Genomic DNA, 20,703 nt, shown 5'->3' on the forward strand with positions numbered 1-20,703 from the left:
TGGGCGCGCCCGGTGAATGCCGAGCGGAAGCCGGTCAGAACCAAGCCCGCGCCCCACCCGCCCCGCCGTAGACCATCGTCCGGTTCGGCCGTCTGAGCTGGGCTTTTGTGGTTATTACTGTTTGAGGGGCTAGCGGCGGGCACCGACTCGATCGCCAAGTGGCTAATTCCAGGCACCAGGCACCTGGTAGGGCACCTTGCCTTCGAGTTGCTCCTGGTCGAGTACCTCGCCCTTCAGGGGTGGCGCGACGGTGACCTGCCGCCCCCAAGCGGAGTAGCGAGTGTCCGCCTCGACGCGGAGCACGGAACCCTTCCAGTGGTGCAGGATTCCCTTGACCGCAACTCGCTCCACCAGTCCAGCCGTACTCAGGTGGAGGGTGTAGGAGATGGCGCTGACGGGCTTGCTCCCGGAATAGCCGTGGAAGCGCGAGGCAAAGGAACCAGATACCTTGTCCAGCTTGTCGGCCTTGATCGTGCCCTTCACCACCCCGCCCCGCCAGGACGTGCGGTGCGCCAGCAGCGCCTTGAGCGTGGCGGGCTCCAGAACCTCCAGCAACGGATTGCTGGCAGGCAGATCGGTGGGGGAGTAGCGCACCCAGTTCGTGCCCTGCGGCAGTACGTCGGCGAAGCGGGGGCTTGAGACGTAGTCGTCGTAGCCTGACGAGATCACCCTCAGGGGCATCTCTTCCAGGGCGGCGTCCTCCGCCATGTCGAGTTCCTTCAGAGCGCTCATCGTTGCCTTGCTGTACTGCAGGCGCTGGGACGTATCAGAGGCGATCTCGCCTTGCGGCCCGAACCCCACCATGCCATCCAGATTCAAGGTGTAGTACACGCCGCGACCGTGATCCACCTTTGCGGTGGACACGATGTTCACGCCCTTGCCACGGATCAACGCCGCCCGGAGCGCGGTTTCCGGGTTGGCGCCGGGCGCGGCCTGCGCAGGGGCGGCGACGAACCCTGCCAAACCCGCGATCAGGATTACACCCACGACGGTCCGCTTCATCACGATCCCCTGGAAATTGGTCGGAGGGACGCAACAATCTTGTGCATACGAGATCAACTGTCAAGATGAACCGCGATCACGGACGAACGGAACGCGGCCCACTTCCAACCTCTCCACGGCGGCCTTCAAACGCCCGCTGGCCTCGCCATCGGCGACGTGTGCATGTGCGGAACCGAGGCAAGCGCCGTGTTGGAAGGGGTCTTGAGGAACGCAGTCATGAGCGTTGATCCAGATGTCGGCTTGTTCCAGGGGAGGTTCAGCGCCCTCGGCGGGCCGGAACACGGAGCCGACTCCCGCCGGCTCGGTCCGAAGCTGCAGCTTGTCGGACGAATTTCGGTGCGTTCGCAACGCGGTCGCGCGAGGCATTCACCGTTTACGCGGCGCCGGAGCGATCTCGCGTCGTGGCTGCTCTCTTCATAAGGGCGTACTGAAGGGGCTGATATGCGCGCAAGTGGGTGAGGGTTTCAGGCGTAACATGCATGTGAGCTGTACGTGGAAGTAGGGGTTGGGTAGTGTCCGGGGCGTGCGCCCAGATATTCGTCGGCTGACTGTCGCCGCGACGCTCGTCGCCCTGATAGCTGTGACGGGTTGCACAGAGGGCCCCGGCAAACCCACCTTGGAAGAGGCCACGAAACAGCTCATCGCGGACGGCGACAAACTCATGGCCTCCCGCGAAGTTGCCGCTTCCGGAAAAGTGGCAGTGACAGAGCGCGCGGACAAGGATACGGAATCAGGCTGTACGCCAGGCCAGGTACAGCGATTCTTCCGGGCTCAGGGAGATCTCTCCGGTCAGCTGGCCTCGTACATGCCGGACAACTCCGCCGGTTTGATGCGAGGGCTGCTGGGCCTCATGGGCTACGACACGGTAATAGGACAACGAGACCTGGGGGACTCAAGCCTGGGCATGTCGGTTATGCGCAACGCGGACACGGGATTGACGTTCATTCTGACTGTACGCAAGGACCCGAAGCCGCAGATAATGATCGTGGGTAAGACCGGTTGCTACGATCAAGACCGTTGATCGCCGCGTTTAGTCAGGGTAGCTGTGATGCCTCCTTGCGCATGAGTTCCGCCTGTCTGCGCAGGTGGTCGGCCGTAGAGGTGCAATTCTCCCGGAGGAGCTCCATCTCGCGCCTTAGTTGGGCCGCATGGGTTTTGAATCGATCTGCGGCGGGCCCCTTCCAGAATGCCTCGACAGTCTGAGGATTGGCCAGACTGTCGACGAAGACATCCTCCAGGAGCTTGGCGTAGCGGGTCAGGCTGGTGGCGAGCGATTCCTTGTCGGCAGCCTGCCTGAGCAGTTGGTTCCGATTGGGAAAGGTCATGCTCAGCCTCCCCGTCTCTTCAACGCATCGACAAGGGCGTCGAAAAGCCTTCCTCGGAACGCCTTTTCAGCCATGTCCTGGTCTGTGTCTGTCAAGGACTCTTGCTTGTGCTGGCGCAATGATTCGATCACCCACGTGGTTTGTGTGATGACGATCTTTTCGGCAACCGACTCGGCGGTATCAGGTGTTCTGCCGTCGAAGTAGTCGGTGATGATCTCCTTCAGGCCATCTTTGGTGGCATCCTGGCCCTGGTCTCGGGTTGTGGCGGTGGTGGGGTGGTCGATGGGCCAGTATTTGTTGGAGAGCCAGTCGACGGGTATGAGCAGGGCGCCGGCGATCCAGTCGGCGTACTCGTCGTCGCTCCACTCCGCATGTGCGGAACCGTCCAGGAGCAGGTTCGCGGCCCCGCTCGACAGGGCGCTGTGAGTCACGAATCCGGCGCGCATCTTTTCGTCGCTGTCGAACGGATGGAATCGACCTATGTCCATTCTCGTGGTGTATTTCTGCCAGGAATTCAACAACGAGTCGGCGGCCGTCTTGTCCTGCATCATGGCGCCGAAGAAGCGGGATGCCACGTCGGGGTCGAGGTTGTCCCAGGGGGGTGGTGGATACAGCGAGGTGAGTTTCGGTGACGACTCCTTTGCCTGTACGCGCGCAAGCTCGCCGAGGTACGGCGCCACCTGCCTGGCCAGGACCTGGGTGACGGGTGAGTCCTCGAACTCGGGAAGGATCAAGGCGTTCTGCAGCCATTGGCCGCCGAGCCAGGGAGTGCCGTCGGCGCCGATGCCGCTGATGAGGTTGAACCAGGCCCGCTCGCGTACGTGATCAATGCCCGCACCTGGTCTCAGGGCCCTGTCCAGTACGTCGGCCAACCGCTGCTCGAAGTCGGGGAGTCTGGTTTGCCGGAAACGGCCGGGGTGCAGAAGTGAGCCGGCGGCGTCGGGGTGCTCGGCCAGTAGGGTTTGGAGCGACTGGGGGTCGGCGTCGTAGGCGTTCACCAGTACGTCGAGATTCCAGTTCGGGCTCGTGGGCGCGTCTGCGCTCAGCGGACGGCGCAGGACGCGACGCGCCACCTGGTTGAGCAGCGTGCTCGACGGCTTGGACAGCGCGACCAGCGCTGTCAGCACGCCGGGATCGGTCGCGTCCATGAACGTTCCGCGCCATTCCGTCCCGAGGCGTCCGGCACGCTCGGCGTTCGCGTACGCCTCGGCCAGTGGGCCCAGACTTTCGCGACCCTGTTGGAGGACTGCGGGCGGAAGACCCATGTCCATGGCCGCCGGGCCTTTGTCCTTCATCCAGTGCATGAACAGCGCTCGGAACCTGTCCGGCCCGAGTGCGGCCAGCAGGGCGGCCGCGTAGGCCGGATCGCTCAGCTTTCCCTTCGTCGCCGACACGGCGGCCGTCACGTCGCGCCAGCTCTTCACCGAGTTCTCGACGTCATGCCGCTTGATAGCCGTGGCGATCGGCGCCGCATCGGCCTTTCCCCGCAGGGCGGCTTCCGCTTCGCTGTCGAAGGTGAGGAATCCGGTCAACAGACCGTTTCCCGAGGCCGGGACCATTTGCTGGAGCGTGTCCATCCGCCACTTGAGATCCCGCTGCGTGTCATCGAAGAACGCCCAGGACCGGTGCATGGCGGCCACTCCCGGCTGACCGGTCCACGACGCGCCCGCCTCGGCGACCGCCGCCTCCAGCCCTGGCCTGGCCTGGGCGAGGACGTTCTTGCCACTGGTCAGCCGGTGCATGAGTTGGCCTGCCCCGCCGGGGTCGATCCCGACGAACTCCCCCATGGACCCTCCCGGAGGGCTCGGCTACAGCGCAGGAGTCAAGCACATCATCCGATCGGGGTAAACGCCTCGCGCGCCTTTATAAGCAACAGGAATTGCGCTTGCTCGGTGACGGATGGCCATAAAGCGGCATTGCGATCGGGTGAACGTCGCACTTCGCGCTGATCGGGATTTCGCTCGCTTCTTGTCGCTGTTTTTTCGAAGGATAGGCGTGGGCGCGCAAACGGGTGTCCGGGTCGGGCGGTGGTCGGGTGCGGGGTTGTTCTGAGCTGCTGGCGGGAGGTGGTCGGAGGTGAAGGGCGTGGTGAGTGGGAGGTTCGGGCGGTGGCGGTCCTGTCCGGCGGAACCTGACCGTGGACTGCACTCATGGTGCCTCACGCGTTGGGCTGCAGGTAGTGGTGCTGCTCTGATTGTGGTGGTGGTTATGTCCGTGGACGCCACGTTCGAGGGGATTGCTGAGTGTTTGTGGCGCTGATGGGTCAGGTGGCGTCGTTCCGGTGGGCGGACATGGTGGGTGGTTTTCGCGGCGGTGTCTAGGAGCAAGCGGGGATGAATTCTTCCATCACGATTTGTGTGCCAAAAGTGGGTGGGAGTTTGGTGGGTCGGATGCCTGTGGATTGACGGGGGATTAGGTGCTCTTGAAGTGGGGTGGCGCTTATTCCCGTATGTACGTTTTGGGGGGTGCGGGGCTGGGGTGCGGGGCTTTGTGGGTGGGTGTGTGAGTGTCTCGGGCAAGGGGCTTTCCGGGCCTCGGGTTGGGGTTCTGCTGCTGTGTGTCGTGGCGTCCCGGCCGGAGGTGGGCCGGGAGCTTGGCCGGGATGTCGAGTGACGGCTGGGCCTGGGGTGATGTGGTCTGCGAGGGGTGCGTTGGCGGGGTGGATGGGGATGTTGGGTGGTGGTGGCCGAGGGGGTGTCGTCCGGGCTGGCGGGTGCTCTGTTATTGATGGGATCGGTGGGCTTTGACGGGTTGTTTGGGTTTAAGGAGGTAACTGAGAATATCTGCATGGGTACGTCTGCTTCCGTCTAGGTGCCCGCTAGAAGAGTGGGTGCCGGACTCTGGCCGATTAATCCATGAACGGAAACGAGAGACCGTGAACACAAAGATTCGGCAGTCGCGGGCGCCCCGCCATGGGCGGCTCGCTGCTGTAGCGCTGGCCGGCGCGTTCGCCGGCACCATGCTCCTTCCGCTGGACCTGGGAGTGGCCTCCGCGAGCGCGGGCTTCCCCGCCGTCGAGGCCGGGGGCCCGCCGTCCAAGCCGGCGCCCACCCGCCACGTCACGAAGACGAAGTACGTCCCGAGGGAGAAGCCGATCCTGCACGTTCCGCATCGCTGGCGTCCCCCGAGGCTCGACGTGATCGTCGACAACGACAACCGCTCGCACAACCGCCACCACCGCTTCCACCGGCACCACGACTTCAGGCACGACCGGTTCCGGCACGAGCCGTTCAGGCACGAGCACAGGTACGAGGAGCCGGTGAAGGAGGAGCCGGTGAAGGAGGAGCCGATGAGGGAAGAGCCGATCAGGGAAGAGCCGAGGAACGAGAACCGCAAGTGGTGGTGGCCTGAGGAGCTCAGCTAATCTTCGCGAGGAGCGCTTGAGCGCCCTCAACGTGTGGGGTGAGGGCCGACGGCCGCTGGTTTCGTACGTGTGCGAAACCGGATCGCGGCCATACGGCTTCCGGGAGACGCCATGCTGACGGGGTGGGCGAAGGTGATCTTCGTCCGGCCCGACGGTGAGGTGCCGAGCGGCATCCCCCACGTGAAGATCGTGCAGAAGGTCTGCGTCGAAGGTTCGTCACGATCGGGGACGGCCTCTGTAGTCCGCAGGAGGCGGTCGAAGGACGGCGCTGTTGAGCGGCAGCGCGGCCCGTCGACCGCACTCCTACGGTTCACCCGCCATCGGGTGAGGGAACTGGCGGGCTGTTCGGCGGTCCGTCCTGTGGTCTTCGGGGGAGTTCGTCGTCTCAGCCGGTTCTGTGCGAGGTGGCTTCCGTATTCGGAGATCTGTGCGTTGGCCGGTGGCTTCTCCTGGTGCTTCGTTCGGGGCCGTCGACGGGTGCGTGTCACTGGGTCTTGTTGGGGTTGGGCGTGCTGGTGTGACTGGTGCTATCGGTACGTGGGGCCGGTCGAGGTGAAGGCGGCGGTTCGGCCGAGGGCGAAGGTCGTGGTCGACCTGGAGGGTGTGCGGCGGCTGGTGCCACGCCGCGGTGAGCATGTCGCGTGGGCCGGTGCTGGGTGCGGGTGAGAACGGGTTCCAGCGTGCGGACGGCGGGTGGGCCGTCGGGGAGATCAGCAACCACACGACCGGATACTGTCCGGACACCGGCTCATGGCCGGCGGTCGCTCGGGCTCTGACCCGGGCCGGTGGCTCCCGTCAGCGGTAGCCGGTCGTGTCGGCGGGTTTGCCGGGGTCCTGGATCTCTACCAGGTAGCGCCAGGCGTCCGGCTGCGAGCCGTCCACGTCGGTGAAGCCGTACTCGTGGGCCAGTTGGCCGCTCGACAACGACTGGCCTGTCCAGCGCATGACGTCCGGGTCCGTGGCCAGGGCGGTGACGGCGCGGCCGACGTAGCGGGGGCTCTCCGAGATGACGAAGTGCGGTTCGCGGGTGGTGGCGTCGCGCCAGTTCTCCTCCTTGACCTCGAAGAGGTCGAGCATCATCTCCGACCTGAGCCAGCCGGGCGTCAGCGTCACCGCCGTGCACCCGTACGGGCGCAGCTCGTGGGCCTGCGCGAAGCCGAGTCTGATCACGGCGCTCTTGGCGTGGTCGTAGAAGAAGGAGACGCGGTAGTTGTGGTCGTTGTAGTCCTTGGTGCCGTCCGTCATCTCCACCACCAGGCCGCCCGGCCGGGCGATGAGGAGCGGGAGGGCGTAGTGGCTGGTGATGATGTGGGTGTCGATGGCCAGCCTGAGCAGGCGTAGCCCGGCGTCGAGGTCGTGCTCCCAGAGCGGGGTGTCCCATTTCGCCAGGAGTTCGCCGCCCCAGATGTCGTTGACGAGGACGTCGAGGTGGCCGTGGTCGCGCGCGATGCGGTCGACGAGGGACTTGACCTGATCGGGCGCCAGGTGGTCGACCTGGACGGGGATGCCCACGCCGCCGGCCTGGTTCACCAGGTCCGCGGTCTCCTCGATGGTCTCCGGCCTGTTGTACTCGGAGCGGTTCTGGCGGGTGGTGCGGCCGGTCACGTAGACCGTGGCGCCGGCCGCGCCGAGTTCGACCGCGATGCCGCGGCCGGCGCCACGGGTCGCTCCGGCCACCAACGCGACCTTGCCCTGCAAAGTGGTGCTCATGGTCCGAAGCTAGCCGTAATACCCGACAACGCTTGTCATCTTTTCGGATGATCTCCCTGCGGACGGAGAACCGTGCCCATCGGACGGTGAACTGGCCGAAAGTACGGCCGGGAACCCTGCCTTTGGGTCAGGCCAGGGCCGGAGCGGGCCACCACGATGGGGCCATGTCTCATCATCCTCATCGTGAAGCGGATCCTCATCGTGAAGCGGACCCTTGTCGTGAAGCGCACGCGAGCCCGCCCCGTCCCGCCGCCCGGCCGCGGATCGCCGCGCTCGACGTGCTGCGCGGGTTCGCCTTGTGCGGGATCCTGCTGGCCAACATCAAGCCGATCGCGAACGTGAACGCCGACGCGGTGCTCGCCACGGGCGGGGAGGACGGGTCGGCCTGGCTGGGGTTGTTCGTCGACCAGCGGTTCTTCCCGATCTTCTCGCTGCTGTTCGGGCTCGGGTTCTCGTTGATGCTGGAGACGGCGGTGCGCGAGACGGCGGTGCGCGAGACGGCGGTGCGGGGAAAGGCGGGGGAGCGGGCGGGGCGGCCGAGGGTGGTGTTGGCGCGCCGCCTGCTGGTGCTGCTGGCCATCGGGCTCGTGCACATGTTCGTGCTCTGGCGAGGCGACATTCTGACGATCTACGCCGTGGTCGGGCTGGTGGTGCTGCTGCCGTCCACCTGGTTGCCGCGGTGGGCGGTGGCGGGGCTGGCCGGGGTGCTGCTGGCCGTGCCGCTGGTGCTGGGGAGCAACGGCGTCGTGCTGGTGCCCGGGTTGTTCCTGCTGGGGTCGGTGTTGACCCGGTACGGAGTGACCGCGCGGATGGAACGGGCGACGTGGGGGCCCGCGGTGCTGGGAACGGGGTTCGCGGCGCTGGCCGTCCCCGCGGTGTGGCTCCAGGTCAGGCTGGGCGAGGAGCCGGGCGGGGCGGCGTTCAGCAGCGTGTTCGCCGTGGCGGGGCTGCTCGTCGCCGGCGCGTACGTGTGCGGGGTGCTCCTCCTGCTCAGGACGCCCGTCCGGCCGGTGCTGCAGACGGTCTTCGCGCCGCTCGGCCGGATGGCGCTGACCAACTACCTGGGTGCCACCGTGATCGTCCTGGTGATCAGCCGGGTTCCGGGTGCGGCGCCCGAGTCGTGGTCGTCGGTGACCGTGGTGCTGGTCGCGGCCGGGGTGCTGGGCGCGCAGCGGGTGGTGTCGGGGTGGTGGTTGCGGCGGTACCGGTTCGGGCCGATGGAGTGGCTCTGGCGGTGGGCCACCTGGTTGCGGCGGCCTCCCCTCGCGCGCGGACGCGACTCTCTGGCCTCATAAGAGATCCGGTCACGAGCCCGCCGACGGCCGGGTGACACCGGTTCTCCTCGGTACGCGCGTCATTCCGCGTAAGTGGGGCGGGCCGGGAGACGCCAGCCCTGGTCGTCGACACTGGGGCGGACGGTGTCTTTTATGTCTTTTCTGCCGATTCGAGTGGCGACGGTGAGCTTATCCTCTATGTCGTACGAGTTGCGTATCGTGGAGATCGACACCCCGGCCGCATCGGCGAGAGCGCGCAGCCGGTACGGCTCCGGCCGTACGAATTCGCGCGCATAAGTCGCGATAAGTCGTATTTGTCGCTGTATTTCGCCCCGCTGTGCCCTCAACTCCGCGAGCCGCGCCAGCACCGGATCCTCGGTGGGCGACGCCTCGGCGGCCATCGTCAGCTCCCCGACCACGGCCTTACGCGCCTTCCGCGCGGCGTTCGCCCGGCCCGTGTATTCCTTGTCGCTCTCGTCGTCCTGCCTGACCGGCTCGGGGACGAGCACTCTCGCCAACTCCTCGATGATTTCCTTCATGGAGTGAATCGTGCGCAGAGGATTGCAGAAAATGCAAAGAAGTGTGGGAGCGGCGGTATCGCTGGAGTGCGACGACGTGACAAAGGCCGCTGCCCGCGTATAAGAAATCTCCACCCGAGAGGGACACGGCATTTTCCGCGAAGAAATCTTGTGCGATCCTCGATCGTCGTGAACCCGCGAATGCGAGCGGCCCTTCCGCAGCCCGACAGCCCGGAAAGGCCGCTCTCGCGGTGCTCTTCGAAATGCCGCGAAAGGAGACCGCTGGACATGAGATTACCCAGGCAGCGTCAGCAACCGGAAGAGCCGAGGGCCGCCTCCGACCAGGAGCCCGAACGTATCCCGCAGCGATGGGTGGTCATCCTGATCGCCGCGCTCGTGGGCGGGCTGGTGGTCGGGTCGCCACTCGCGTCGGTGCCCATCGGGGTCGCCACCGCCCTGGGCCTGGTCGGCCTGCTGGACAGGATCATGAGGTAGCGCCCCTCATCCCCGTACGGCGCACAGCAGACGGTTGTTGCCCCGCTGCCACAACGTCCCGATCTCCGAGAACCCGGCCTCGCGCAGCGCACCGACGTGCTGCGACAGGAGGCGTGACTCCGAGCCGTGGTGGTGTGCCCCTGCCGTGGTGCGTTCCGCGTCGAGCTCGGCGAAGGCCGGGTCCGCCGCGATCGCGTCCCACCAGGCCCGCCACTCTTCCGGCCGGTTCGCGCCGAACGTCCGCTCTGCCTGACGCTCGTGCACCGCGTGCTCCAGTCGCGAGAGGGTGGGTGTGGTGTCCTCGGTGTCCAGGTGGTCACCGTTCAGCAGCAGGCCGCCGGGCCGCAGAACGGTTGCCAGCTCCGCGTACATGCCCTTCAGGTCGGGCTCGGAGATCCAGTGCAGCGCGGTGGTGCTGACCGCCGCGTCGGCCGGTCGGCCGAGGCCGAGCAGGTGTGTCCACCCGCTCGTCCGCAGGTCCGCCGAGACGAACGTGAGCTTCGGGTACGCGGCCCGCCCCAGCCCGATCAGCAGCGGATCGGCGTCCACGGAGATCACCTCGGCCTGGGGCAGCCGCGCCAGCAGCCGGGCGGACAGCGAGCCGGGGCCGCAGCCCAGGTCGATCACCAGGGGGTCGGGCCGCCCCAGCGCCTCCACGGCGTCGATCAAGGCGGTGAAGCGCTCCTCCCGGTCGGGCAGGTAGCCCTCCTGCTGGCGGTCCCAGCGCGCGATCCAGTCGAGTGCGGCATCGTGAGTAATCATGAACGTCGCTCCGTAACTGTCATTTATGATTTGGACAGTTACAACATAGGATACGAAGGTGTAACCGGTCAATTGGACTACAACAGTCACACCGATGCGGTGATCAGGGTCGCGGTGGCGCTCGTCAACGCGCTGACCCCGGGCGAGCGGCGCGGGCGGGCCTTCCCCGTGCCGCGGGCCCTCGGCGTCGCCGCCGTCGAGGGCCTGCGCGGCGTCTACTCCTCCCATCGTGAGATCACCGAGGCGGAGGGGGCGGAGCTGGCCGCGGTCGCCGGTCGGCTGCGTGCCGTCTTCGCCGCGGTCGCCGCCGGCGACCTCGACACCGCTGCCACGGAGGTCAACGCGCTGCTGCGGGAGACCGACGCCAGGCCCAGGCTCGAACGGCACGACGGCGAGCCCTGGCACCTGCACTTCCACGGCACCGGCGGCACCATGGCCGGCGACTGGGCGGCGAGCTGCGCGACGGGGCTGGCGATCGTGCTGGGCAGCGACTTCAGCGACCGCCTCGGCGTCTGTACGGCCCCGCACTGCGACCGCGTCTACGTGGACGTCTCCCGCAACGGCACCCGCCGCTTCTGCTCCACGGCCTGCCAGAACCGGGTGAAGACGGCGGCCTTCAGAGCCAGGAGCAGACCGGGAACGGAGGCGGGGTGACGCACGGCACTCAGGTCAGGAGGCGGATCGGCGCCCCGGCCAGGGCTCAGGTCAGGAGGCGGATCGGGGCTCCGGCGAGGAAGGCGTCGATGTCCTCGACCGCCTCGCGGAAGTACGTCCCGTAGTTCTGCTCCGTCACGTAGCCCAGGTGCGGCGTGGCCAGCACGTTCGGCAGCGTACGGAACTCGTGCCCGCCGGGCAGCGGCTCGGCCTCGAACACGTCGAGCCCGGCCCCCGCGATGCTCCCCTCGCGCAGGGCCGACGCCAGCGCGTCCTGGTCGACGATGGCCGCCCGCGCCGTGTTGACGAGGTAGGCGGTCGGCTTCATCAGCGACAGCTCACGCGCCCCGATGAGCCCTCGCGTCCGGTCGCCGAGCACGAGGTGGACGGACACGATGTCGGAGCAGGACAGCAGCGCGTCGAGATCGGGGGCCGGCCGCGCGCCGGCCGCCGTGGCCCGTTCCTCGGTCAGGTTCTGGCTCCAGGCCGTCACGTCCATGTCGAACGCTCGCCCGACGGCCGCCACCCGCGCCCCGATCTTGCCCAGGCCGACCAGCCCGAGCGTGCGCCCGGACAGGCCGGCGCCGATCGTGTGCTGCCACGGGCCGCCCGCACGCATGGCGGTCGCCTCCGGCACGAGGTGCCGGGCCAGGCCGAGGATCAGGGCCCAGGTCAGCTCGACCGGCGGGGTCGGACCGCTCGCCGTGCCGCAGACCGTGACGCCGTGCTCGCGCGCGGCGGCCAGGTCGATGGAGGCGTTGCGCGGGCCGGTGGTGATCAGCAGGCGCAGGTTGGGCAGCCGGGCGAACAGGTCGGCGGTGAACGGCGTGCGCTCCCGCATGATGACCACGATCTCGCAGTCGTGGATCGCCGCCACAAGGTCGTCGTGCCCGGTGAAGTGCTCGCGGTAGCTCCTGGCCCGCACCCGTGACCAGTCGGCGAATCCGAGTGCCACGTCCTGGTAGTCGTCGAGTACGGCGCAGCGCAGCATGACCCGCAATCCTACGCCGCCCTCCCGGAAGCGCCCCGGTCAGGCGGTCCCCCTGCTCCAGCTCCCCGGGAGGTGCCGGGGAGCTGGAGCCCGTTCATTCGGCGGCCAGTCGTTCCGCCTCTTCGTGCAGCGCCTGGATCAGGACCAGCTCCAGGTGGAGCCGGTCGAGATCGGGCGTCGCGAGACCGTCCAGGACGCGCATGCCGGGCCTCCCTGACCGTAGGACGTATCAGACGCCACAACGGTTCACTCGAAGCCGCGAATCGCGCTCCCGTACGGCTCAGGTCTCGCTCCTGAAACGTTCCCACGCGGACTGCCGGGTCATGCCGAGCGAGGCGCCGATGCGTTCCCAGCTCACGTCCCGGGTGCGCAGGTGCGCCACCCAGTCGCGCAGGTTGTCGTCCACCTGCGCCTGTACGGCGGCGATCTTCGGGAGGTGGTCGAGTATCTGCTCTTCCGACATGGTCTCCCACATCGGCAGGCGTGGTTCGGTCGAGGCGGCCAGCCGTTCCCCCTCCAGGATCTCGTTGCACAGATTGATGCACTCGTCGCAGATGTGCACCCCTGGTCCGGCGATCACCTTGCTCACGTCCGAGCTCTTCTTGTGGCAGAACGAGCAGCGGACCTTGTCCTTCCAGTCAGGCATGGCCTGACACTAGCCCGTCAGGCAACCCCTGACAAGCCTCGCGACCGGCCTGGTTCCATGTGCGCCCGCACGATGTCCTGCCGCTCCTCCTCGATCTTGCGGCAGATCAGCCGGTACGCGTTCAGCACCTGGCGATACTTCTCGTCCGCCTGGTCGAGCTGGCCGCGCAGGGTGAAGGCGCGCTCGGCGTCGCCCTGCAGTTCGACCTCGGCCACGAGGGCGCGAGCATCGTTCACGATCTGTTCCGCGCGTATCCGCGTACGGCGAAGCAGGACCGCACACTCGTACAGTTCCGTCAGCCGCGCCGACGAGACGATGAACTCGGCGGCATCCACGGCCGATCCGACGGCCGTCCCGCTGTGGAGCTCCGATCCCATTTCCCGCCACCTCCCGGTCAAGGTTGCCTAACTGTAGACGCGCGGGGCGCGCAGGGGGATCACTCGACGCGAACGGTGGTGCCGGAATGCACCCGGCGGACATGATTCTTCTCCCGGGTAGGAAATCAGCCTCACTGAAACGCGTTCGGTGCGGGCCGAATGGGCTATTTGGCGGCGCTGCCATGGCTTATTGGGGGAATGCCGCGTTCTCCCGTTCTTGGCAAAAGCAGCGGATGAAGACGCGCGATAGACCCGCACGGCGCCCCGCGCTCGTCACATACTGAGACGGACTGACGACGTAACGTGACTATGGAGTGGTGGCGATGCGGGGGACTGGCAACGATGACGACGCGGTCGACGTCAGCGTCGTCATCCCCGTGCACAACTGCCGGCCCTACCTCGACCGGTGCCTCACGTCGGCGCTCGTCCAGCGGGTGAAGAAGGAACTGGTCGTGGTCGACGACGGCTCCACCGACGGCAGCGGCGAGCTGCTCGACCTCTACGCCGCCTACCACCCCGGCAGCGTCAAGGTCGTGCACCTCGACGGCGGCCGGGGCGCGGGCCGTCCCCGCAACGTCGGCATCGAGCACGCCACCGGCCGGTACGTGTTCTTCTGCGACGCCGACGACCACCTCGGCCCCGAGGCGCTCGAACGCATGCTGGCGGTGGCCGACCGCAACGACTCCGACATCGTCCTCGGCAAGATCGTGGGGCACGGCAGGCGGGCCCCGGTGTCGATGTTCCAGCACAGCGCCGACCGGGTCGGCCTCGGCGACAGCACCGTCTACAACAGCCTGAGCTGCTTCAAGCTGTTCAGGCGAGAGCTGCTCGAACGCCACCGCATCAGGTTCGGCGAGGGCATGCTCGTGGGGGAGGACATCCTCTTCACCGCCCACGCCTACTGCCACGCCGGGCCGATCTCCGTGGTGGCCGACTACGACTGCTACCACCTCGTCGACAGGCCCGACGGCAGCAGCATCATGCAGCAGGCCGGCAGCCGCGACCCGCTGGCCTGGCTGGCCATGATCCGCGGGCCGATCGAGCTGATGGCCCGGCACGTCGAGCCAGGCCCGCTCCGCGACCACCTGCTGCGCAGGCACTTCAGGCTCGACGTGTTCGCCCAGCTCGGGACCGTGTTCCTGGAGAGCGACGACATCCGGCGCAAGGACATCGCGCGGGAGGTCGCCGCGCTGTGCGAGCGGTGGTACACCCCCGGCGTGCACGAGCGGCTCAACACCATCGACAGGCAGCGGGCGAGCGCGCTCGACGACATCGACCGCCTCGTGCGCCTGGCCCGCATCGAGAGCGCCACCATGCGGCGCAGGCTGACCGGGGTGCGCTGGGAGGGCGACCGGCTCGTGGTGACCGGTGCGGCCCGGCTCGACGGCATCACCCGGGACGACGGCCTGGCCGTGGTGCTGCGCGCGCGGCACGATCCCGCCAGGGAGCTGGTCGTGCCGGCCGAGCGCAAGGGCGGGGAGTTCACCGTACGGGTGGACGTGGCCGCGCTCGACCCCGGCGTCTGGGACCTGAGGGTGGCGGTCGAGATCGAGGGCGTGATCCGGCTCGGGCGGCTCGGGGCCGAGCGCGACAGCGGCATCGCCCGCCCGCGGCCCCGGCTCGTCGGCGGCGTCGTGGTCCTGCCCTACTTCACCAGGGACAACAGCAACCTGAGCATCGACATGGGCGGTCACGTGGTGGCCGTTCCCGGCACCGCGCGGCTGGTCAGGACCCGGTGGGCGATGGGGCACCGGCTGCTCATCGACGGCGAGGTGACCGTGGTCGGCACCACCCCTGCGACCTCGGCGATCAGGCGGATCGTGTGGCGCGAGCGGCGCAGCGGCTGCGAACGCGGCGACCGGGTGGTCGCGCTGCCCGGCGGCGGCTTCGCGGCCAGGCCCGCGGTGGGCCGGCTGGCGCCGGGCACCTGGGACGCCTACCTGGAGCTGGATCTGGGCGGGCCGCCCGCGCTGTTCAGGATCGAGGCCGACGCGACGGCCGTGGCGGCGCCGCGCAAGTGGTGGGGCACCGCTCTGTTCAGAACGGTCCGGCCGTACGCTACCTCGGGCAAGGGGCGGCTGAGCGCGGTCGTACGGCGGCTGACAGCCGAATCTGTGGTTAAGAGAATCTTGCGGTAATTGCCATCTATATGCAGGTGCAAGACGATGTCCTACAGTAGGACCGTTTGTCTGTCCTTGCTGGCTGGAGGCATGCCGTGCACGTACCCGATGGCTTCTTCAACGCGGTGACTTCAATCTCGGCCGGGGTCGTGGCCGCCGCCGGCGTCGCGGTCTGCCTGCGCGGGGCGCGGCGCGAGCTCGACGACCGGACCGCGCCCATGGCCGGGCTCGTCGCGGCGTTCATCTTCGCCGTGCAGATGCTCAACTTCCCCGTCGCCGCGGGCACCAGTGGCCACCTGCTGGGAGGGGCGCTGGCCGCGATACTCGTGGGGCCGTACACAGGGGTGTTGTGCATGGCCGTGGTCCTGCTGGTGCAGGGCGTCTTCTTCGCCGACGGAGGGCTGACCGCGCTCGGCGTCAACGTCACGATCATGGGCATCGTCACCGTGCTGGTCGGCTGGGGGGTCTTCCGGCTGGTCACCAGGCTGGCCAGGGGGAAGGTCGCGGTGGCGGCGTTCCTGGCGGCGCTGATCTCGGTGCCGGCCTCCGCGCTCGCCTTCACGCTGCTGTTCTGGATCGGCGGGACCGCGCCGATCGAGGTCGGCGCGGTGGCGGCCGCGATGGGCGGCGTGCACCTGCTGATCGGCATCGGCGAGGGCCTGATCACGGCCGTGACCGTGGGCGCGGTGCTGGCCGTGCGGCCCGACCTCGTGTACGGCGCCCGCGGCCTGACCAGGCCGCTGGTCCTGCGCGGCGCCGAGGGCGAGAGCACGACCGTGGGCGAGTCGCCCGCGCCGGTCGCGACCCGCGGCGCGCTCAAGCCGTTCCTGCTCGGCGGGGTCGGCGTGACGCTGGTGCTGGCCGGGGCCGTGTCCTTCTTCGCCTCCTCCTCACCCGACGGGCTGGAGGCGGTGGCCGAGAACAAGGGCTTCATCGACCAGGCGGCCGACCACCTGTTCGGCGACTGGGCGCTGGCCGACTACGGTGACGTGGGCGGGATCCCGGTCGGCGTGGCGGGGGTCCTCGGCGTCGGGCTGGTGCTGCTCCTGGCCGGGGTCGTCGGCTACGCCGCGCGGAGCCGTGACAAGACCAGCGACAAGACCAGCGACAAGACCATGGCGTGACACATGGGCGCCGGGCATCATCACCAGCTCTACCTGCCGGGCGGCTCGGTCGTCCACCGGCTGCCGCCGCAGTGCAAGCTGCTCGCGGTCTTCGCCTTCGCCCTGGTGGTGGTGGCCACGCCGCGCGAGCGGTTCTGGGCGTTCGCGGCGTACGCCGTGCTGCTCGGGGGCGTCGCGGTGGCGGCCAGGGTGCCGGTAACGTACGTGCTGCGGCGGATGGTCATCGAGGTGCCCTTCGTGCTGTTCGCGTTCCTCATCCCGGTGATCGGGCTGGGGGAGCGGACCACGGTGCTGGGGCTCTCGCTGAGCGTGCCGGGCCTGTGGGCGGCCTGGAACATCCTGGCCAAGGCCACGCTCGGGGTGGTCGCCTCCATCCTGCTGGCGGCCACCACGGAGCCGCGGGTGATCCTCGTCGGCGCGCAGCGGCTGCGGCTGCCGACCCTGCTGGTGCAGATCGCCATGTTCATGCTCAGGTACCTGGACGTGATCGTGGACGAGATGCGGCGGATGCGGGTGGCCAGGGAGTCGCGGGGGTTCGAGGCGCGGACCTTCCGGCAGGTGCCGGTGATCGCGCGCTCGGCGGGGGCGTTGTTCATCCGGTCGTACGAGCGGGGTGAGCGGGTGCACCTCGCCATGCTGAGCCGGGGGTACTCCGGCACCATGCCGATGCTTCATGATATTTCGGCTTCTGTACGCCAATGGGGCACTGCCTTGGCCCTGCCCGGCGTCGCCCTCGTGATCTGGGGACTAACGTGGTGAACTCTCTCGACGTCCAGCGGCTCGCGTACGCCTATCCGGACGGCACGCAGGCGCTGTTCGGCGTGGACCTGTCGATCGCCCGCGGCGAACGCGTGGCCCTGCTCGGTCCGAACGGCGCCGGCAAGACCACCCTCGTGATGCATCTCAACGGGATTCTCACCGCAGGGCACGGGAGTGTCACCGTGGCCGGCACCCCTGTGCGCAAGAACACGCTCAAGGAGATCAGGCAGCGCGTCGGCCTGGTCTTCCAGGACCCCGACGACCAGCTCTTCATGCCCACCGTCCGCGACGACGTGGCCTTCGGCCCGGCCAACGCGGGCCTGCGCGGCGAGGAGCTGGAGCGCGTGGTGAAGGACGCGCTGGAGCGGGTGGGCATGCTGGCGGCCGCCGACCGGCCGCCGCACCACCTGTCGTTCGGGCAGCGGCGCAGGGTGGCGGTGGCGACGGTGCTGGCGATGGCGCCGGAGATCCTGGTGCTCGACGAGCCCTCGTCCAACCTCGACCCGGCCGCGCGCAGGGAGCTGGCGGAGATCCTGCGCTCCCTGGACGTGACGGTGCTCATGGTCACCCACGACCTGCCGTACGCGCTGGAGCTGTGCGAGCGTTCGCTCATACTCTCCGGCGGCGTGATCGCCGCGGACGGTCCCACGCGCGAGCTGCTGGCCGACGCCGACCTGCTGGCCCGGCACCGCCTGGAGCTCCCGTACGGTTTCGCGATTCCCGCCATTTGATGGGGGCATCGGCGGCGAGATGGGTAGAAACCTCGAGCATGGTTCTTGACGGGGCGTTTGGTGTGCGTTTAGGCCAGCCTTGTCCTCCGGCATCCGGCTTTTCGTAGTTTGTGCATGCCCGGTATCCGGGGATGTCGAAGTACAGTGGCTCATCGAGGAGGGGCCAATGAAGCTGCGGCTTGCGCGACACGCCCTGGGCGACGCCGTGGTGGTGGCCGTCGAGGGAGAGCTTGACCTGTTCACCGCACCGTTCCTGCGCGACGAGGTGCGTGACGCCATCAAGCAGGACGGCGCCAGGCTCGTGCTCGATCTGCAGCAACTGTCGTTCATGGACTCCAGCGGGCTCTCGGTGCTGATCGAGGCCTGGCGGCTGGCCACGGGAGAGGGCGGCGGCGTGTCACTGGCCGCGCCGCAGGCCCCGGTGGCGCGCATCCTGCGCACGACCGGGCTCGACCGCCGGATCAAGGTGTACTCCGACGTCGACACCGCCGTGGGTGAGATTTAACCGCCCCCGAGTAGAACTTCATTCGGTCGGCGGGTTAGGGTCCAGCATATGGACGTGAACGGATCTGCAGCAATCATCTCCGGCGGTGCCAGCGGCCTCGGGGAGGCCACGGCCCGCGAGCTGGCCCGCGCCGGAGCCACGGTGATCGTCGCCGACCTCAACGAGGAGCGCGGCAAGTCGGTTGCCGATGAGATCGGTGGCGTCTTCGCCAAGACCGACGTCACCGACGACGAGCAGGTGCAGGCCGCCGTCGACGCGGCCGTGGCCACCGGCAAGCCGTTGCGCGTGGTGGTCAACAGCGCCGGCATCGGCTGGGCCGAGCGCACGGTCAACCGTGAGGGCAACCCGCACAGCCCGGCCTCCTACCGCAAGGTCATCGAGGTCAACCTGATCGGCACGTTCAACCTCATGCGCATCGCCGCCGCCGCCATCGCCAAGACCGAGCCGGCCGACGCCGACGGGCAGCGCGGCGTGGTGATCAACACGGCCTCGGTGGCGGCGCTGGAGGGGCAGACCGGGCAACTGGCGTACTCGGCCTCGAAGGGCGGCATCGTGGGCATGACCGTGCCGGCCGCGCGTGACCTCGCCGCGATCGGCGTACGGGTGAACACGATCTGCCCCGGCATCATCGACACCCCCATCTACGGTTTCTCGGCCAACGCCGAGGACTTCAAGGCCAAGCTCGTGGCGCCGGTGGTCTTCCCCAAGCGCATGGGGCGGCCCGACGAGTTCGCCCACCTGGTCAGGTCGCTGATCGAGAACGACTACATGAACGCCGAGGTCGTCCGCTTCGACGGCGGAATCCGCTTCCAGCCCAAGTGAGGTCTCGTGTCTGACGAAGTGCTCGTCGAAGAGTCCGGCAATGTTGCGATTCTCACCATCAACCGCCCCAAGTCGCGCAACGCCATCAACGGGGCGGTGGCGCGGGGCATCGCCGAGGCGCTGGACACCCTGGACGCCCGTCCCGACATTTCGGCTTTCGTGCTGACCGGTGCGGAAGGCACGTTCTCCGCGGGGATGGACCTGAAGGGCTTCCTGGCCGGCGACTTCCCGGTGGTGGAGGGCCGCGGATTCGGCGGGCTGACCGAGCAGCCGCCGAAGAAGCCGCTGGTGGCCGCCGTGGAGGGGTACGCGCTGGCCGGCGGGTTCGAGCTGGCGCTGTCCTGCGACGTCATCGTGGCCTCCACGGCGGCCAGGTTCGGGCTGCCCGAGCCCAAGCGCGGGCTGGTGGCCGGGGCGGGCGGGGTCATGCGGCTGCCGCGCCGCGTCCCGTACCACGTGGCCATGGAGATCGCCCTGACCGGCGACCACTACCCGGCCTCCTGCCTGTACGAGCTGGGCCTGGTCAACCGCATCACCGAGCCGGGCGCCGCGCTGGAGGGCGCGCTGGAGCTGGCCCGCAAGATCGCGGCCAACGCCCCGCTGGCGCTTGTCGCCACCAAGAGGGTGATCGTCGAGTCGCAGGACTGGTCGCTGGAGGAGATGTTCGGCAAGCAGGGCGCGATCGTCGGCCCGGTCTTCGGCTCCAAGGACGCCATGGAGGGCGCGGCGGCCTTCGCCGAGAAGCGCGCGCCCCGGTGGAAGGGCGAGTGACCGGTCCCCTCCCGTCCAGGTCATGAGACGGGAGGGGCTCGTTCGACGCGCGCGCCGCACTTCCTGGTTACGGTAAAGAGAGAGGAGACGACGTACCGGGAGAGCGCATGAGCGACTATTCGGGTTCCAGGTTCGGTTCGGCCAAGCGCGGCGCCGGAGCCCTCCTGTCCGGTGCGCTCAGCGCGCTCCTCGTCATGGCGGCCATGCTCGCCGTGATGTGGTTCGTGGAAGGGGTCGACTTCTTCCTCGGCGGCTCGCTCGACCGGCAGTTCGGCATCGTGGGCTGGGAGCCCGACGGGCTGGTCGGGATCATCTTCGCGCCGTTCCTGCACGTCGGCTTCGGGCACCTCGTGGCCAACTCCCTGCCGCTGCTGATCCTGGGCTTCCTGGCGGGGCTGCGTGACCTGCGCAAGTTCCTGTGGGCGAGTGTGCTGATCATCCTGATCGGCGGGCTGGGCACCTGGCTGACCAGCCCGGAGGTGTACACGGTGGGGGCCAGCGGGCTGGTGTTCGGCTACTTCGGCTACATCCTGGCCCGCGGGCTGTTCGACCGGCGGCTGCTGGACATCGCGATCGGGATCGGCGTGGGGGTGGCGTACTGGGGGATCCTGGCCGGGCTGCTGCCGAACCAGGAGGGCATCTCCTGGCAGGGCCACCTGTTCGGGCTCATCGGCGGCGTGGTGGCCGCCTGGGTGCTGCGCCGCAGGCGCGCCCTGCCCCCGCCCCGGGCCTCCTACCCGTTCTAGGCCGTCT

Annotated in this window: 22 protein-coding genes; 13 read left to right on the forward strand and 9 right to left on the reverse strand. The window is 68.3% G+C overall.

Annotated elements, in window-relative coordinates; translation table 11 throughout:
- Positions 1–162 precede the first annotated feature (162 nt).
- Positions 163–1,002, reverse strand: a complete 840-nt coding sequence (locus ACZ6S0_RS10925; RefSeq protein WP_465915542.1) for a hypothetical protein — start codon at positions 1,000–1,002, stop codon at positions 163–165.
- A gap of 523 nt (positions 1,003–1,525) precedes the next feature.
- Between ACZ6S0_RS10925 and ACZ6S0_RS10930 the strand changes: the two genes are divergently transcribed.
- Positions 1,526–2,023 carry a hypothetical protein gene (locus tag ACZ6S0_RS10930; RefSeq protein WP_465915543.1) on the forward strand — a complete coding sequence of 166 codons (498 nt, stop codon included), beginning with the start codon at positions 1,526–1,528 and terminating at the stop codon, positions 2,021–2,023.
- 13 nt (positions 2,024–2,036) lie between these two features.
- Here ACZ6S0_RS10930 and ACZ6S0_RS10935 read toward each other — a convergent pair whose 3' ends face one another.
- A complete protein-coding gene (locus ACZ6S0_RS10935; protein ID WP_465915544.1) occupies positions 2,037–2,327 on the reverse strand; it encodes a WXG100 family type VII secretion target in 291 nt (96 codons plus the stop codon).
- A 2-nt stretch (positions 2,328–2,329) separates the two neighbouring features.
- Positions 2,330–4,114 carry a hypothetical protein gene (locus ACZ6S0_RS10940; RefSeq protein WP_465915545.1) on the reverse strand — a complete coding sequence of 595 codons (1,785 nt, stop codon included), beginning with the start codon at positions 4,112–4,114 and terminating at the stop codon, positions 2,330–2,332.
- A 1,088-nt stretch (positions 4,115–5,202) separates the two neighbouring features.
- Here ACZ6S0_RS10940 and ACZ6S0_RS10945 point away from each other — a divergent pair.
- Positions 5,203–5,691, forward strand: coding sequence for a hypothetical protein (locus ACZ6S0_RS10945; protein WP_465915546.1), 489 nt, complete (start codon positions 5,203–5,205; stop codon positions 5,689–5,691).
- A gap of 795 nt (positions 5,692–6,486) precedes the next feature.
- Here the strand turns inward: ACZ6S0_RS10945 and ACZ6S0_RS10950 are convergent.
- The gene (locus tag ACZ6S0_RS10950) at positions 6,487–7,401 is read right to left on the reverse strand and encodes an SDR family oxidoreductase (RefSeq protein ID WP_465915547.1); all 915 of its coding nucleotides are present in this window, start codon (positions 7,399–7,401) and stop codon (positions 6,487–6,489) included.
- A 278-nt stretch (positions 7,402–7,679) separates the two neighbouring features.
- Between ACZ6S0_RS10950 and ACZ6S0_RS10955 the strand changes: the two genes are divergently transcribed.
- Complete coding sequence (locus ACZ6S0_RS10955) at positions 7,680–8,696, forward strand: DUF418 domain-containing protein (protein WP_465915548.1); 1,017 nt, start codon at positions 7,680–7,682, stop codon at positions 8,694–8,696.
- A gap of 59 nt (positions 8,697–8,755) precedes the next feature.
- Here ACZ6S0_RS10955 and ACZ6S0_RS10960 read toward each other — a convergent pair whose 3' ends face one another.
- A complete protein-coding gene (locus tag ACZ6S0_RS10960) occupies positions 8,756–9,214 on the reverse strand; it encodes a hypothetical protein (protein WP_465915549.1) in 459 nt (152 codons plus the stop codon).
- A gap of 267 nt (positions 9,215–9,481) precedes the next feature.
- Between ACZ6S0_RS10960 and ACZ6S0_RS10965 the strand changes: the two genes are divergently transcribed.
- Positions 9,482–9,688, forward strand: coding sequence for a hypothetical protein (locus tag ACZ6S0_RS10965; RefSeq protein ID WP_465915550.1), 207 nt, complete (start codon positions 9,482–9,484; stop codon positions 9,686–9,688).
- A 6-nt stretch (positions 9,689–9,694) separates the two neighbouring features.
- Here ACZ6S0_RS10965 and ACZ6S0_RS10970 read toward each other — a convergent pair whose 3' ends face one another.
- Positions 9,695–10,450: a class I SAM-dependent methyltransferase gene (locus ACZ6S0_RS10970; protein WP_465915551.1), complete on the reverse strand. Its 756-nt coding sequence runs from the start codon at positions 10,448–10,450 to the stop codon at positions 9,695–9,697.
- A gap of 72 nt (positions 10,451–10,522) precedes the next feature.
- On the opposite strand from ACZ6S0_RS10970, the gene ACZ6S0_RS10975 reads away from it, so the two are divergent.
- The gene (locus ACZ6S0_RS10975; RefSeq protein ID WP_465915552.1) at positions 10,523–11,104 is read left to right on the forward strand and encodes a CGNR zinc finger domain-containing protein; all 582 of its coding nucleotides are present in this window, start codon (positions 10,523–10,525) and stop codon (positions 11,102–11,104) included.
- Positions 11,105–11,150: 46 nt separating this feature from the next.
- Here ACZ6S0_RS10975 and ACZ6S0_RS10980 read toward each other — a convergent pair whose 3' ends face one another.
- The 3 genes from ACZ6S0_RS10980 to ACZ6S0_RS10990 form a co-directional block, all read right to left on the reverse strand.
- Positions 11,151–12,095 (reverse strand): D-2-hydroxyacid dehydrogenase family protein, encoded by a 945-nt coding sequence (locus ACZ6S0_RS10980; RefSeq protein ID WP_465915553.1) that lies wholly within the window; start codon positions 12,093–12,095, stop codon positions 11,151–11,153.
- A 280-nt stretch (positions 12,096–12,375) separates the two neighbouring features.
- Positions 12,376–12,741, reverse strand: a complete 366-nt coding sequence (locus ACZ6S0_RS10985; protein WP_465915554.1) for a ClpX C4-type zinc finger protein — start codon at positions 12,739–12,741, stop codon at positions 12,376–12,378.
- Between the two features lie 17 nt (positions 12,742–12,758).
- Positions 12,759–13,076, reverse strand: a complete 318-nt coding sequence (locus ACZ6S0_RS10990; protein WP_465915555.1) for a hypothetical protein — start codon at positions 13,074–13,076, stop codon at positions 12,759–12,761.
- 365 nt (positions 13,077–13,441) lie between these two features.
- On the opposite strand from ACZ6S0_RS10990, the gene ACZ6S0_RS10995 reads away from it, so the two are divergent.
- The 8 genes from ACZ6S0_RS10995 to ACZ6S0_RS11030 all read left to right on the forward strand — a co-directional run bounded on the left by ACZ6S0_RS10995 (position 13,442) and on the right by ACZ6S0_RS11030 (position 20,696).
- Positions 13,442–15,256, forward strand: coding sequence for a glycosyltransferase family 2 protein (locus ACZ6S0_RS10995; protein WP_465915556.1), 1,815 nt, complete (start codon positions 13,442–13,444; stop codon positions 15,254–15,256).
- A gap of 77 nt (positions 15,257–15,333) precedes the next feature.
- The gene (locus ACZ6S0_RS11000; protein ID WP_465915557.1) at positions 15,334–16,362 is read left to right on the forward strand and encodes an energy-coupling factor ABC transporter permease; all 1,029 of its coding nucleotides are present in this window, start codon (positions 15,334–15,336) and stop codon (positions 16,360–16,362) included.
- A 3-nt stretch (positions 16,363–16,365) separates the two neighbouring features.
- A complete protein-coding gene (gene cbiQ / locus ACZ6S0_RS11005; RefSeq protein ID WP_465915558.1) occupies positions 16,366–17,121 on the forward strand; it encodes a cobalt ECF transporter T component CbiQ in 756 nt (251 codons plus the stop codon).
- Entirely contained in the window at positions 17,115–17,852 is a 738-nt protein-coding gene (locus ACZ6S0_RS11010) for an energy-coupling factor ABC transporter ATP-binding protein (RefSeq protein WP_465915559.1), read from the forward strand. The genes cbiQ and ACZ6S0_RS11010 overlap by 7 nt, the downstream gene beginning before the upstream one ends.
- A gap of 166 nt (positions 17,853–18,018) precedes the next feature.
- Entirely contained in the window at positions 18,019–18,357 is a 339-nt protein-coding gene (locus ACZ6S0_RS11015; protein WP_043624827.1) for an STAS domain-containing protein, read from the forward strand.
- Positions 18,358–18,405: 48 nt separating this feature from the next.
- Positions 18,406–19,179 carry an SDR family NAD(P)-dependent oxidoreductase gene (locus tag ACZ6S0_RS11020; RefSeq protein WP_465915560.1) on the forward strand — a complete coding sequence of 258 codons (774 nt, stop codon included), beginning with the start codon at positions 18,406–18,408 and terminating at the stop codon, positions 19,177–19,179.
- Positions 19,180–19,185: 6 nt separating this feature from the next.
- Positions 19,186–19,950, forward strand: coding sequence for a crotonase/enoyl-CoA hydratase family protein (locus ACZ6S0_RS11025; protein ID WP_465915561.1), 765 nt, complete (start codon positions 19,186–19,188; stop codon positions 19,948–19,950).
- Positions 19,951–20,057: 107 nt separating this feature from the next.
- The gene (locus tag ACZ6S0_RS11030) at positions 20,058–20,696 is read left to right on the forward strand and encodes a rhomboid family intramembrane serine protease (protein WP_465915562.1); all 639 of its coding nucleotides are present in this window, start codon (positions 20,058–20,060) and stop codon (positions 20,694–20,696) included.
- Positions 20,697–20,703 lie beyond the last annotated feature (7 nt).

Source organism: Nonomuraea sp. NPDC051298 (assembly GCF_055586305.1).